Genomic DNA, 13694 nt, shown 5'->3' with positions numbered 1-13694 from the left:
CTCTGATTGTGGACACCGGGATTCACACTTGTCTGAGTGCTTCGGCCGCCTGCCACGCGCGTGGAAGAGAGAACTCGGAGAGGATCTCAATCATCCCGCCCAACTCCTCATCGCTGAGACCGGCCTCTCGCGCAATTGCGACGTGCGCCGCAAAGGGCGAACCCAAAGTTCCCCCCACCACGTCGATTGCCAGCATTGCAAGCGCACGTTCCCGATGACCCAGTATATCGCGGTCCCACAGCTCAGCTGATATGCGCGAAACGGTACCAGCCAGACCCGGATTTGCCGACCGTAGACTTGCCAAGTCCGTCTCGCGGTACGGGGCAGCTTTACTGCCTGCCTGGTGTCTCGCGGCATCACTTCGGGTGTCGAAACCCGATTTGTGAGCGATATCGATCATCCGCTCAAAGGCCATCGAAGTGATGTTCAAGCCCGCATACGGGGCGATGTGTCGAAGAGCTTCTCTTAGCTCTTCAACGGACATATGCGCTCGTTCCAGTGCCATCACGATATGCAGCTCGAACGGGAGGCCCAGTTCGGGAATCCGAACATCGGACGCGATCAGCAAGATACACTTTTCTCGCGGCCTCAGCTTGGAGTCTGACCATATCGCGCGCCCGGCTTCGAGACCCATGGAGCCGAAGACTGGATCCAAACGTGCAACTCGATCTTCCGACAACAGTTCCATAGGCGCCTCCGGGGCTATCGCTTAAACCGTTAGTCTGATAAACCGACTGATGGTCTAATTGTTCCGAAAAAAGAAATGCGACGGTGTTTGGCACCAGAGGGCTCAGGCTAAGTTGCTCATCCCAGGCCACCACATATCTGTCAAAATCCTACTGAATCGAAGCGTGCCGATTGCCGAGGCGGCACGAGGAGATCCCTTTCCACCGAACCAAATTGACAGTGAGAACAGTTTTATGTAGGTTCGCGTTAGTGGAGACTAACGCGAATAGCTGGACGGCGCTCGGTGACCCAACCCGGCGCACGATCTTCGAACTGCTGGTCGAGCACCCGTGTTCCGTTGGCGAATTGGCTCGTGTACTTCCCGTCACCCGGCCAGCGGTCTCTCAGCACCTTAAGGTGCTTAGGGATGCTGGGCTTGTGGCCAACACGCGGTTGGGCAAGCAACGCATCTACCGCGTCGATCCGGAAGGGCTGGCTAGCTTGCGCGCCGAAGTCGACCGCTTCTGGATCAAGACCCTGGCGGCCTACAAAGTGACCGTTGAACAATCATCGAAGGGGCAGGAATGAACACAAATCAAGCACTCCCGCCGGTGAGGCATTCCGTCGTCGTGGAGGCTCCGATCGCTCGTGCCTTCAAGGTCTTCACCGAGGACTTCGGGCGGTTCAAACCCCGCGAGCACAATCTGCTGGCGGTCCCGCTCGCCGAGACCGTCTTCGAGCCTCGAGTTGGCGGTCACGTGTATGACCGGGGCGTTGACGGCAGCGAGTGCCATTGGGCGAGGGTGCTGGCCTACGAGCCGCCCAACCGTGTGCTTCTGAGTTGGGACATCAATCCGCAATGGCAGATCGAAACCGATCCCGAGCGGGCCAGCGAGTGGGAAGTCCGGTTCACGGCGGAGACGGACAACCGGACCCGGATCGATCTCGAGCACCGGAAATTCGAGAGGCACGGCGAAGGATGGAAAAATGTGCGCAACGGCGTCGGCAGTGATCAGGGCTGGCCACTTTACCTCCAGCGTTTTCGCGACCTGTTGACTGATGGGTAAGCTGTAGCGACGGAGGAAAGAATGGCCGCTTATTGGCTCAGCATCATCGGGGTGCTCGCACTGTGCCTACTGTCGGTCGCGCTTGCGGTCTACTCGGGCTTTTCCAAGGGTCGCCGGGGCGTGCTTTCAGGCCCGATAGTCCCTGCTGACGATGATAACCTGCTCTACAGGATCGACCGCGTTCACATGAATTCGGTGGAGGCGTTGGCGCCTTTTGTCGTCCCGGCCCTGCTGGCGATGATGGTCGGCGTCGCACCAGCCGCGTTGGCGGTTCTCGTTGGGCTGCATCTGGCGATCCGACTGGTTCACTGTGGAATCTACATTCGCGGCGGCAACGCCGCCAAGGGCGGCAGCATCAGGACAATCCTTTATGTCTCGGGAGCCCTCGTTACGGCTGTCCTCATCGTCGTGACCGGCTGTGCGGTGATTCGCTGACGGACGCGCCCGACCGCTTCAACACCAAGCATTGAAGCACAGGGCCGCACCCGGTATCGGCTATGGGCGCGGGCTCCGTGTCCCTGGTCGCGCACCTCAAACTCGTGAGCGCGTTGCGGTCACGAACAAATGCCCATATAGTGCTGAGGAATAGACCGTCGGTCTATTTAATTGAATATCGGTCTGTCACCGCTTCGACGGGAATGGAATGACGACAACAAGAAGCGGCAGGGATGGTCGAACACAGACGGAATTCGAATGCCGCGCGTAATTAAGCACCCGGAGATTCGGCGCGCGGAAATCCTTGATGCAGCGTTCGCGATGTTCATCGAGCGTGGCTACGACAATGTTAGCTTGAACGATATCATCGACGGGGCTGGGCTTTCCAAGGGCATGCTTTACCACCACTTCGCCTCGAAGGAGGCCTTGTTGGAAGCTCTCTTCGACAGGATAACCGAGAAAACCTATGAGGTGCTCGCGCCGATCATTGCCGCCAAGGATGTGGACCCGAAAAGGCGGCTTGAGCAGCTTTTGACAGCCAGCAGGGAGGATCGGCTCCGGTCCGTCGAGTTCAGCCGGAGCGTGTTCGTGTCACTGCTTCGACCGGAGAGCAGAGACCTTTATCATCGAATTGAAGCCGCATGGGCAAAGCGGATGCGCCCGATTCTCACGCAGTTGGTCTGGGAAGGCGTCAAAGCTGGCTCGTTCAAAACGGACGATCCGGAAGGCGCTGGTGATTTGATTCTCCAGGTACAGATGGCGGCGAAGTATCTGGTGGAGCAGGGCGCGACCGCTCGCACTTCGCGTGAGAGAGACGCGGCGGCGTCTGCCCTGGAGAAAAGGATCGAGTTCCACGCAAAGGTGATTTCGGACGCACTCGGTCTGAAACGGACCCTCACATTCGGTCCCCCAGATTTCGCGCGCAAATTCATCAAAGCGCTGAACCCTGTCGGACGAGCGCGCAAGGCATAGCTGTGCCGCTTCTAACTCGCCGATGGAAACCTCGCCACCTGACAGCTTGCGCGAGCTAGGCCACGAGCAGCAGCCGACCCAGCGCCGCGGCGCAACACCGCGGCGGTTTTCGTCTTTGACGAAGCGATGGCGTTGCGTATCGACAAGCCTTCATTGAGACGTCTTTCCTTCCCTCGGACGTTTCAGATGAGCCTGACCCGACATCCACCTTCGGCCGCGGTCTCGATCGCTTCGATGATCTGGTGCACCGCTACCGCGTCTTCGAAACTTGGCGCTGAGCAGGTACCTTCTCGCAGATCACGGCCCATCCTGGCATAGAGGCGCGCTACGTTCCTCGATTCCACATCCTTGGGCCAGCCGGCGCGGTATGATGAGGGAACCTCCAGCGGTCGGAACGCCCTTTCCTCGCCGCGCGCGCCCTCAAGGGAAAGCTGAACCATTTGTGTGTGGCCCGACGGACCCAACACACGGATATCGCCTTGCGTGCCATGGATCTCCCAGAACAGGCCGTCCCCGCCCCGCCCTTCGCCGCCACGATAGTGGAGAGAGATGGGAACGCCGGAGGCGAATGTACCGCTGATTAGCACTTGGTCCGGGGCCGTGACTGGGAGTAGTTCGCCCGTATCGAGGGCGAGCGCCGAAGGCCGCCGGACAGCCAAGACCGAAGAAACTTCTGCGAAGTCACCGAACACGTCCCGCAGAACGGCCAGAGTGTGGCCCACCGGAATCGTGAGCAAGGTAGCCCCATTGGAGCGGTCCAGCAGATATGCCCACGTCTTCTTGTCGGGGATGCTGCCACCACCCCCCAAAGCGCCGCCCCGTCCCACGAACGTGGTCGATAGCAGGTCTCCGACGTACCCCCCTGTGATCAGCTCCCGCAAATATTCGACCTCCGGAGCGACCCGCGCCTGAGTTCCGATCACACCCCGTACGCCTCTTGCTAGCGCGAGCGCCGCCATTTCCCTGGCTTCGGCCAGGCTTTTTCCAAGCGTCCATTCGCAATAGACGTGCTTGCCCGCCACAATTGCGGTCTTCACTATGTCCAGGTGAGGCGGGACCTTCACCGCAACGGTGACGATGTCGACCTCCGGGGCCGCGACCAGTTCGGCAACGTCGGCAAATGCCCGCGGCAGCCCAGTCGCTGCGGCGGCAGCCTCCGCGCTTGCTTTGCTGGTGTTGGCGACGCCGACGATCTCGAAGGTCTCCGACAGCGCGCGTAACGCAGGAATGTGGCTTCGCGCCGCCCAACTCCTGCCCGGCTCAATACCAACAATCCCCACCCCGAAGCGCCGTTTCGACATAGTGTGCTGTTCTCCTTCGTATCCTATCGCCGACCGCTTTCAGTGAACACAAAGTCTCCGCTCCTTGGGTTCCGTCCGGCGCGGCGCGGGATGATCATATTTACTCTTGCGCGGATCTTTGAAGACGCGGCTACCTGTTTTGCAGTTGCCTTTCCAAGCGCGAAAAGGCTGGAACAGCCGCGCTCAGTTAGGGCGGCAATCGGCATCGGAAAGACCATCAGTCTGTTATATGGACCATCGGTTTGTACTTCAAGAGGCACGTGCGGCACGCGAGCCGGCGTGGAAGACTTCACCGGGTTGAACAGGAGCAACCATTTCGGGCTTCGAGGGTTCACCCCCACTGCGGCCGGGCCTCGCCGGATAGCGTCTTCAACGCCACATTTGGATCGCCAGCTCACCAGTGGGCGCCACCGCCACTCAGTGGCTTGCGTCCGACCCGCCGAGACCCAGAGCGCCCGGGTTCATCAATCCCTGCGGATCGATGGCCGCTTTGAGGCGGCTTAGCAGGCGGTAGGCCTTAGGGTCCATTACCTCACGGAAGGGATAGTCGCGCGCCACCTGCCAACTGACGCCGCCGCGACCGGCGAAGAGCTTCTGCACGCCACGCCGCAGGCTGACCACCGCCTCGCGGGCGGCAAGGTCGGCCGGGCGGCCCCGCCAGGGCGCGACCACGTCGTCGCCCAGGGTGCGCACATGCAGTGGGGTGATCTCGTCCAGCCAGTAAAAGGACGGCTCCAGGAAGAAGGCGTGGCCGACCGTCATGGTCATCAGCGAATGACGAATCCCGTGAGACTGCATGAGGGCGGCGTGCGCGGCGAGGAAGGCCTGGCTGGCCTGGCAGATATCGAGAGCCTGCGAGATCGGAAAGAGCCCGTGCACCGGCACCCAGCGCTCTCCGTTTCGACCGAGGATCCCGCGCAGCAGGCCGAAGGGATGGGCGCGCAGGCCGTTGGCCACGGCCGGGTCAATTTCGACCCCCTCTCGGCCGGCCGCGGTGCGAACGGCGGCCATGGTGGCCTCAAGCTCGTCCGCCGAGCCCGTCTCGACGGAGAGATGCAGGCAGAACGCCTGGTCCTGCAGGGCCGGGGCGGCCCCGGCAATGCCCCCGAAGGAGGCTGACTGCTCGATCTTCGCGCTGTCGATCCCAAAGATCTCGGAGATGCCCGCCACGCTTGCAAGGGCCGCCTGGGCGCGCACGCCCGCGGCCACCGACGCGAAGCCGAACGACAGCCCGCGCCCGTGCTGCGGCCGGGGTGCGAGCCGTAGCGTCGCGGCGACCTTGAAGCCCAGCGCGCCGTTGTCGCCCACGAAGAGGCCGGTCATGTCGGGGCCGCCATCGCGCGTGAAGGGCGCGGCTCCGCGGTGGGCAGCGGAGCCGGTGGTCACCTGCTCGCCGTCCGGCAGCACGACGGTGAGGCCGAGGATGCTATCGCCTGCCGACCCGTGAGCTGCCGAGCCGTAGAACGCCCCGTTTTGGGCCAGGGTCCCGCCGACAGTCGCCCGGCTTCCGGAGAGAGGTCCCCAGAAAGCCGCCCGCCAGCCGGACCCCTTGAGCGCGGCCTCAATGTCGGCCCAAGTGCAACCCGCCTCAACAGTGATGTAGGCGTCGGAGAGGTTCACCTCGATGATCCGGGTCAGCCGGGTGGCCTCCACGACGATCGACCTGGTCGTGGCCGGGAGGCAGCCCTTCGTGTAGGACGTGCCGCCACCGCGCGGGATCACGGCCAAGCCCGCGTCGCAGACGAGCCGGATCGCCTCGACCGCCTCGCCGGGCGTGGCCGGACAGACGATGGCGTCCGGCAGCACGCCCGGCTGCCAGAAGATGTCATCGGCATAGAAGGCGCGGCTCACAGGATCATCCAGCACCGCACCGTCGCCAAGCGCGCCGCGCAAGTGCGTCAGGAGTTGCGGAACGGGGTCGGCGGGGCGGGGGACGAGGTGCGGCATGGGGCGGTCTCCAGTCTGTCGCTTGGAGGCGAGCGGGGGCGCGGTAGGGGCCTGAAGAGGTTCCGGCGGCTGCGAAAAAGCCGCGGGTCTGTATGACAGACCATCAGTCTGTAAAACTCAGCCGCGCAGCATTTGTTCCTGCGGTGTCCGAAGTCCTTTTAATGAGAGTGTTCCGGCGCAGCGTCAACCGAACTGAAAAACCTCTTCACCGGCCTACGCCGCTCCTTCCGGAATCCTAGCGGCTCCGTTGGCGAGAACTCGCCAGTGTCGCAAGGGAGGGTCGTCTGGTGGGAGCCACGGCCGGGTCCCTGTTTTCGGCGCATGCGAGCAGGTCGGTTCGGCTGCCAGTGGCTATTTCGTTGCAGTACCTATGCATCCGTGAAACGAGGACCGTGTGCGAACGCATGCGGTGGGCCACTCTGTATTTTTAACGAGGATCGTGTCCCGTGGCGTGGTCTAGCTGGTTGCATTGGTCGCAGTGCTGTCCGGCATGGGCCGGGCTGATCAGCGCGCCACGGCCGGCAGGCTGATGAGAGGATCAGCGCTCATTTGGCTGAACGTTTCCAGGATCATGTATCTGGCGCGTTGCACGGCCCATTCATCGTTCCGTTCGAGTACACCGCGAGCTGCGCATCCTGAAGCTTAGCTATGCCGTCGGTCATCGGTGGTCCTTCCGAAATGGGTTGGCGTCAACAACCAAACCCTGCCGATGACCACCGACACGCCGCTCCCTCGTCACAGCGCTACTTACGGCCCGCTCGCGAGCGGCTCCGTAACCGCCGAGCTACACCACCTGATGGTGCGGCGTAAGGGCAAACGCTCATCCTCATTCGGGAGTTAAATTCTCCTGCTTGTTAACACCAGCAACACGTGGTGCAGATGATCTTACTCTGAAAGATCTGCGAGTGATGAGTGCGGTGATCGGCGGCAACGACGTGCGAATAGGCGGTTTCGACTGGACACAGATCTCCATTTCTGGCGAACGGCGGCTTTGCGCCTCAATCCCGGCCGTTCCGAATCAGACCGGTCTCTCCCAGAAGCTGTCATTCGTCCATCTAGCCCACTGAGCCTGCCGTCGAAGCCAGGATCAACAGTGCGTATCGACCACAACGTCGGCGCAAAGGCTGGATGGCTTGGGCGAACCTCACCCTCGCTGGCCCACTCCGGGATGCCATGGACGCTTATAACGATGCACCGGTTGGGGTCTGTCACACCCGCACGCCATGCGGCCAACCGTTCGCGGGAGATGTAGACGCCGCCGAACAGCTCCGGTCCCTTCAGCCCGTGAAGATTGAGCGGAAGAGTCTTGCGGTCGTAGACGACGCGGATCGCGACGTCTACGACGACCAGTAGGTCAGGTTTGCCAGCTCGCCGGACGACACCCTCGGATCCCGGCTCGGTCAGGAGGCAAGGCTTAGGCAGGAGATTCCGGTAGAAGGAGAAACCGGATCATTGGGAGGAAATCGCCAGCACAACGGTGATAGTTCCTCCCGGTGACGCCAGACAGCAGCAACACATTGCCTTCGTTGTTTCGCCAAAGACCTCATGAAGGTGACAAGCCGGATCAATCGCCCGGAACAAGGCGACCAGTCGCGCGGCTCGAGTAAACCGCGTTGACGATCGTTCCATCCGGCGCGAGCACAAACCCTGTTGTCTCCAGAAAATGTCCCCGCTGCGGAGCCTGCATGTCGTAGGCCCCGGTCGCGGTAACCACCGCTTCGACCTTGGCGATGCCCCATCTTGAACGGAACAATGCTTTTCGAGGCTTTGCGTCTGTGGTGCGACGCGATCATCACCGCGAACCGAGCCCGCGGTGTCGGAGGATGTCCGCTGGGCTAGCTCGCCAATGAACTCGCCACCCATTCCGACGAGGCTCGACACCAGCTTGACCAGAGCTTTGCAGCCTGGGGCTTGGTCATCGAGAAAGGCCTATGCCGCATGAGGGAACGAGGACAGATCAAGCCCGGCGCCAATCCGAAAGCAATCTCCGTGGCGGTATTGGCCGCGATCCAGGGCGGTATTCTGCTGTCAAAGACGGCGCGCAACTCGCAGCCGTTGGAATTGGCGTTAGACATGGCGCTCAGCCACATTGAGAGCTTCGCGGCGTAGACGTCACCCGCCTCGCCCCCGCCTCTCATCCGTGGGGTGGCCCGGTTTTGCGCCTCATGGGCGGCCCTGCATCAGCGGCAGCAAACAGCGATCTCGCAACGCGTCGATGAACGCCCGCACCCGGGCGGGCATGTGCGTGCGGGTCGGGAAAACGGTCCATATCCCGACCTCGCGCGGTTCGACATCAGTGAGGACGATGCGCTGCAATTCTCCGCGCGCGACCTGCTCGTGCACATCCCAATAGGTCAGCATGGCGATGCCCACGCCCGCGATGCAGGCAGCGCGCACCGCGTCGACGGTGCTGGCCGAAAAGGGGCCAGTGATCCGAACCCGGTGCAACTCACCGCCCCGCGTGAATGGCCATGTGTTCATCGCATGAAGTTTGATACAGGGGTGGCTCACAAGGTCTTCCGCCGTGACGGGTTGCCCGAAGCGCGCGATATAACCCGGCGATGCGATCAGGATGAAGGGATTGTCGGCTACCCGTGTCGCGATCATGTCAGACGGCGTCATCTCTGCCACGCGAACGGCTACATCCAGCCCCGCCGTCGCGATATCAACGAAACTGTCGCTCAGAGTAAGATCGACGCGGAGCCCGGGGTTGTCAGCGATCAAGCGGGCGACGACGGGGACCACGACTGAATGGCCGATGACGTTCGGCGCCGTAATCTTCAACACACCCGAGAGGCCGGAGCCTCCGGACGCGACCGCGTCGAGCGCAGAATCGCGCGCGTCTATGAGGGCGACGGCGTGCGGCAAAAAGGCCTCCCCCTCGGGTGTCAGGGATAGCGATCGTGTCGTGCGGTGGAAAAGGCGCGTGCCCAGCTCGGCCTCGAGCCCTGCCAACCTGCGGCTGACCTGCATCGACGTCGCCCCCATCTGTCGCGCTGCGGCGGACAGGCTGCCCACCGACGCGATGATGCGAAATAGAGCCACATCTGCAAGGTCCATATTCTAACGCTAGGCGATATAGTGCTTATCGTCCATCCCATCTTCTGCGCTCCACCGGCAACAGATAGATCTGACCACAGCAAGCAAATGTTCGTTGGCTTCCATGCTGACAACGCCCCATTTAATGGTTTTGGAGATCTAGACGATGGATATCGATACCCGCGCGCTTTTCGCGCCAATCGTTATAAACGGCCATTGGGTGAAGAACCGCCTCTCTGTCGCACCGATGACGCGCATCTCGGCAACCGAGGACGGCCGGGCCACCGAAACGATGACCCGCTATTACGAGCGCTTCGCCCGTGGCGGCTTCGGGGCGATCATCACCGAAGGCATCTACACCGATCAGGCATTCTCGCAGGGTTATGTCCATCAGCCCGGCATGACGGACGACGCACAGGCCAACGCATGGAAGCCGGTCGTCCGCGGCATCAAGGCGCAAGGTGCGTTCGCCATCGCCCAGATCATGCATGCCGGCGCAATCAGCCAAGGCAATCGCTTCCGAGACACCACGGTCGGGCCGTCTGCGGTTCAGCCGAAGGGCGAACAGATGACGTTCTACCATGGCAGGGGCGCCTACGCTCTGCCCCGCGCGATGACAGAGGCGCAGATCGCCGACGCCATCCACGGCTTTGCCGGGTCGGCAAAGCGCGCCATCGAGATCGCCGGCTTCGATGCGGTCGAGATCCATGGCGCCAATGGCTATCTTCTCGACCAGTTCGCGACCGACTACACCAACACCAGAACCGATCGCTGGGGCGGCTCCACGCAGAACCGCCTGCGCTTGATCCTCGAAACGGTCAAGGCGGTACGGACGTTGGTCGGCGCCAAGGTTCCGCTGGGTATCCGCGTCTCGCAGGGCAAGGTGAACGACTATCATCACAAATGGGCCGATGCGGAGCGCGATGCGGAAATCATCTTCGGCAGCCTCGCCGATGCTGGTGCCGACTTCATCCATGTGACCGAGTTCGAGGCGTGGAAGCCGGCCTTCGGCCCGGGTGGTTCATCATTGATGCAACTCGCCCGGCGCTATGCGCCCAAGGCCGCGACATTGCCAATGGCAGTCTGCACGATATCGAGCATGCGGTGGCCGCGCTGGACGACGGCGCCGATATCGTCGCCGTCGCCCGTGGAGCGCTGGCCAATCCCGACCTGCCAAAGCGCTGGTCCGATCAAGGGGTACTGAACCACTTCGACCACACGATTCTCGGACCTGTTGCCAACATCAAGGACGCTTAGCTGGCGATGTGAGGACATTTCGCTCGAGAATCTCCGACAACATAGATGGGAAACGTTAGAAATGGATAACGTCGCAATATTCTGGCTGCAGCTTTTGGTGAGCTGCGTCGTCTTCGGTATCATCGCAACATGGTACGTGTGGCCGTCACTGGCCAAGCTGCCGCGCAATGCCGCTCTCGTTCCGCTGCTCTGGGTTCATGTCTTCCGCTATGTGGGGATGACCTTGCTCGTCGCGGGCATGGTCGATCCGAAGCTGCCCCGCGAGTTCACGTCCAGTGTGGCCTACGGCGATCTCTTGGAGGCGGCGCTGGCGCTCACGTCCATCTTTGCCTTGCGGGGCAACTGGCGCGGCGCTACTCCTCTCGTCTGGATCACCAACACATGGGGGTTCATTGACCTGCTGAACGGCGTGCGTGGTGTCTTGCAGTTGAACGTCCCGAGCTTCAACCTGGCGACGCTCTGGTACATCTATACGTTCTACGCGCCGCTGGTGGTCGTTTCGCATTTGATGATCTTCGGGGTTCTGATCAAATCGAGGTCTTGGAAGAAATAGGTTTCGAGATCCTCAGGAGGAACAGGCGCGCGCCATTTCAGGCGCGCGCAGCGCCTGCAGACCCGCGATATGGTCGAGCCCATGGGCGGGCCGCGCGCCCGTTTCCTCCGGCGTTTTATTCAGCAAGCGCGCAGGCAAGGGTGCGCCGCAGAGACAAGCGCCGCAATTTCGAGCCGCGGCTGGCGTTCGTCTTCGCGACTAGGGCGGCGATGCCTGCGAGGAGGACACCATAAAGTTTCTCCAGAAAATCCAAGGGCTGGTCGGCCTTGATTTCAAGACTGGCGAGAAATTCGCATGGGCGAACCTTCCTGGTGAGCGTCATTTCGGTCAGGATTGGCGTCAGCTGCGTGAGTGGGTTGATATGGCGAATATGAAGGCCGCCAAGCAGGGCAGCGGGTTGCCGCCATCTCCCTGATTACTCCGGCTGCACCTAGCCCAGTACCGAAGTCAAGAAGGGCGGCTTTCTCAAGTTGGTTGCCGGGCAGCTGCCAGTCCGCAACCGGCCCCTCAACCGTCTACCGGCGTTTCTCCGGTGGCCAATCATGGCCGAAGGAGAAACGAAATGGGACACTCGTGCTACGACCTCATCGCCTCCGATCGCCGGGCATGGAATGCAGGCAAGAAGGTCGGAACGAAACGCCCTCTGAAACCTCGACAGATATGGGCGATACGCTTCTTTCTCGATCGGGAACGGCGTCTTCGAGACAGAGCGCTCTTCGATTTGGCGATCGACAGCAAATTGCGCGGCTGCGATCTCGTCAAAATCAAAATCGGCAGCCTGGTTGTAGGGCAGGAAATCCGAACTCGCGCGATGGTCATTCAGCAGAAAACCGGCAGACCTGTTCAGTTCGAGTTGATGAGCGACGCACGCTCCAGCCTTCTCGTATGGCTGGAACGACGCGGCGGGACAGTGAATGATTACGCATTTCCAAGCAGGATTGATCCAAGCGCTCACATGAGCACAAGGCAGTATGCCCGCCTCGTCGATGAATGGGTCGAGGCGATCGGGCTTCGACCAGAGGAATACGGCACCCATTCACTGCGTCGCACCAAGGCTTCGATTATCTACAAAGCGACGGGAAATCTGCGAGCCATCCAAATTTTGCTCGGTCATACCAAGATAGAGAATACGGTCCGCTATCTGGGAGTCGATGTAGAAGATGCTCTCGAACTTGCTCAGGCAACTGAGGTTTGATCAAGAGCGGCTCCACTTCACGAGTGGAGCCGTGAACAATTTGCGCCCAATGTCGGCCGTGCAGGCACGCTCTGTCGTCGCCTGAAAGCCGACATCGCTCGTGACCATGATGGAGGTCGCCCCTTGGAACTCCCGCCAAGCGGACCGGCGTCTGCTTGCGAACGCTCCAGGACGGTGGGACGGCGATCTGCGGGCGAGACTCATGCGCTTCGAGGTGCGAACAGAATAATCCCCACCGCGAGCAAGGCCACAGCACCACCCACAAGGTCCCAGGTATCTGGTCGATGTCCTTCGGCCAGCCACAACCAGAGCAGCGACGCCGAGATGTAGACGCCGCCATAGGCCGCGTAGGCGCGACCGGCATAGTCGCTTGGGATGAGCGTCAGCAGATAGGCGAACAGCACCAGAGAGGCGATGCCCGGCACCAGCCACAGGATTGATTTCCCCTGCCTCAGCCAAACCCAGAAGGCAAAGCAGCCGGCGATCTCGGCGAGCGCAGCAGATGCAAACGTCAGGAACGTGCTCAGTAGAATAGGCATGCGGTCTGAATTTCTCACAAGCGCGTGGTGATAGCCACCAGCCAGTCCGGCAAAGTCTGTTCAAGGCCGACTTGTATAGTTCGGTCAAACCCCGACAGGGTCATGACTCCGGCCACGACAAGCAGCGCGCCGAGGGCCATTTTGATGCCACTGGACGCGCCGAGCATTCGACCCCGCCAGCGGAGCAACGCTTCGCGGGACATCAGAGCTAGAGCCAGCAGCGGCAATGATGTGCCGATGCCGAAAGCCAGCATCGTCAGCACCACCATGCCAAGGTTCTCACCCCGCGCAGCCATGATGGACGCGGCGCCGAGAGTCGGTCCGACGCAAGGCGTCCATACCGCGCCGAGAAGCAATCCAACGCCGAATTGACCAGAGATGCCGGACGTCGAGAACCCGCCGAAACGGGTCTGCGTCCAGTTGCTTACCGGACCGGCCGCCGTCGCGAACTGCGTCTGGAACCGAGGGACGAGCAGCACCGCGCCAACCAGTATCAACAGCACAGCGGCAGCGGTGCGAAACACGGTCATGTCGAGGCCGATTGAAAAGCCGATGGTGGCGACGAACACGCCTATCGCGGTGAAAGAGACGGCGACGCCTGCGGCCAGGGCCAATGGTGCCAGCCGGTGTTCGGCCACCGCCCCAGTCAGGACGACCGGAAGCAGCGGCAGCACACAGGGCGAGAGGATCGACAGGACGCCAGCAAGGAGCGCAAGCAGCATG

At 61.6% G+C, this 13694-nt stretch carries 13 protein-coding genes and 3 pseudogenes; 8 read left to right on the top strand and 8 right to left on the bottom strand.

Features of this window, described 5'->3' with window-relative positions:
* Positions 1-22: 22 nt before the first annotated feature.
* A complete protein-coding gene (locus LB577_RS04570) occupies positions 23-688 on the bottom strand; it encodes a carboxymuconolactone decarboxylase family protein (RefSeq protein WP_224685719.1) in 666 nt (221 codons plus the stop codon).
* A gap of 248 nt (positions 689-936) precedes the next feature.
* Here LB577_RS04570 and LB577_RS04565 point away from each other — a divergent pair, with 248 nt between their 5' ends.
* The 4 genes from LB577_RS04565 (at position 937) to LB577_RS04550 (ending at position 3140) form a co-directional block, all read left to right on the top strand.
* Complete coding sequence (locus LB577_RS04565) at positions 937-1254, top strand: ArsR/SmtB family transcription factor (RefSeq protein WP_181180447.1); 318 nt, start codon at positions 937-939, stop codon at positions 1252-1254.
* Positions 1251-1733, top strand: coding sequence for an SRPBCC family protein (locus LB577_RS04560; RefSeq protein ID WP_224685718.1), 483 nt, complete (start codon positions 1251-1253; stop codon positions 1731-1733). The genes LB577_RS04565 and LB577_RS04560 overlap by 4 nt, the downstream gene beginning before the upstream one ends.
* 21 nt (positions 1734-1754) lie before the next feature.
* Positions 1755-2168: an MAPEG family protein gene (locus LB577_RS04555; RefSeq protein WP_224685717.1), complete on the top strand. Its 414-nt coding sequence runs from the start codon at positions 1755-1757 to the stop codon at positions 2166-2168.
* A gap of 258 nt (positions 2169-2426) precedes the next feature.
* Complete coding sequence (locus LB577_RS04550; RefSeq protein WP_224685716.1) at positions 2427-3140, top strand: TetR/AcrR family transcriptional regulator; 714 nt, start codon at positions 2427-2429, stop codon at positions 3138-3140.
* 182 nt (positions 3141-3322) lie between these two features.
* On the opposite strand, the gene LB577_RS04545 is transcribed toward LB577_RS04550, so the two are convergent.
* From LB577_RS04545 to LB577_RS04535, 3 genes and pseudogenes are all read right to left on the bottom strand, one after another.
* Positions 3323-4441 (bottom strand): Gfo/Idh/MocA family protein, encoded by a 1119-nt coding sequence (locus tag LB577_RS04545; protein WP_224685715.1) that lies wholly within the window; start codon positions 4439-4441, stop codon positions 3323-3325.
* A gap of 417 nt (positions 4442-4858) precedes the next feature.
* Positions 4859-6388, bottom strand: a complete 1530-nt coding sequence (locus LB577_RS04540) for an FAD-binding oxidoreductase (protein WP_224685714.1) — start codon at positions 6386-6388, stop codon at positions 4859-4861.
* Positions 6389-7498: 1110 nt separating this feature from the next.
* Positions 7499-7770: pseudogene (locus tag LB577_RS04535) on the bottom strand (LysR family transcriptional regulator); the annotation flags it as partial.
* Positions 7771-8242: 472 nt separating this feature from the next.
* Here LB577_RS04535 and LB577_RS04530 point away from each other — a divergent pair.
* Positions 8243-8497 (top strand): annotated as a pseudogene (locus LB577_RS04530) (TetR/AcrR family transcriptional regulator); the annotation flags it as partial.
* Between the two features lie 54 nt (positions 8498-8551).
* Here LB577_RS04530 and LB577_RS04525 read toward each other — a convergent pair.
* Entirely contained in the window at positions 8552-9448 is an 897-nt protein-coding gene (locus tag LB577_RS04525) for a LysR family transcriptional regulator (RefSeq protein WP_224685713.1), read from the bottom strand.
* Positions 9449-9593: 145 nt separating this feature from the next.
* Between LB577_RS04525 and LB577_RS04520 the strand changes: the two are divergent.
* Positions 9594-10684, top strand: a pseudogene (locus tag LB577_RS04520) (NADH:flavin oxidoreductase).
* A 61-nt stretch (positions 10685-10745) separates the two neighbouring features.
* Positions 10746-11237: a hypothetical protein gene (locus tag LB577_RS04515; RefSeq protein WP_224685711.1), complete on the top strand. Its 492-nt coding sequence runs from the start codon at positions 10746-10748 to the stop codon at positions 11235-11237.
* A gap of 115 nt (positions 11238-11352) precedes the next feature.
* On the opposite strand, the gene LB577_RS04510 is transcribed toward LB577_RS04515, so the two are convergent.
* Positions 11353-11559: a hypothetical protein gene (locus tag LB577_RS04510; protein WP_224685710.1), complete on the bottom strand. Its 207-nt coding sequence runs from the start codon at positions 11557-11559 to the stop codon at positions 11353-11355.
* A gap of 240 nt (positions 11560-11799) precedes the next feature.
* Between LB577_RS04510 and LB577_RS04505 the strand changes: the two genes are divergently transcribed.
* Positions 11800-12432 carry a tyrosine-type recombinase/integrase gene (locus tag LB577_RS04505; protein WP_224685709.1) on the top strand — a complete coding sequence of 211 codons (633 nt, stop codon included), beginning with the start codon at positions 11800-11802 and terminating at the stop codon, positions 12430-12432.
* A gap of 200 nt (positions 12433-12632) precedes the next feature.
* On the opposite strand, the gene LB577_RS04500 is transcribed toward LB577_RS04505, so the two are convergent.
* Positions 12633-12971: a YnfA family protein gene (locus LB577_RS04500; protein WP_224685708.1), complete on the bottom strand. Its 339-nt coding sequence runs from the start codon at positions 12969-12971 to the stop codon at positions 12633-12635.
* A 14-nt stretch (positions 12972-12985) separates the two neighbouring features.
* The gene (locus LB577_RS04495) at positions 12986-13693 is read right to left on the bottom strand and encodes a cytochrome c biogenesis CcdA family protein (protein WP_224685707.1); all 708 of its coding nucleotides are present in this window, start codon (positions 13691-13693) and stop codon (positions 12986-12988) included.
* Position 13694 lies beyond the last annotated feature (1 nt).

The sequence above is a fragment of the Mesorhizobium sp. B283B1A genome (genome assembly GCF_020165735.1).
GTDB classification, from domain to species: domain Bacteria; phylum Pseudomonadota; class Alphaproteobacteria; order Rhizobiales; family Rhizobiaceae; genus Mesorhizobium; species Mesorhizobium opportunistum.
Note: the sequence above shows the minus strand (reverse complement) of the source record. Positions and strands in the feature narration are given on the sequence as shown.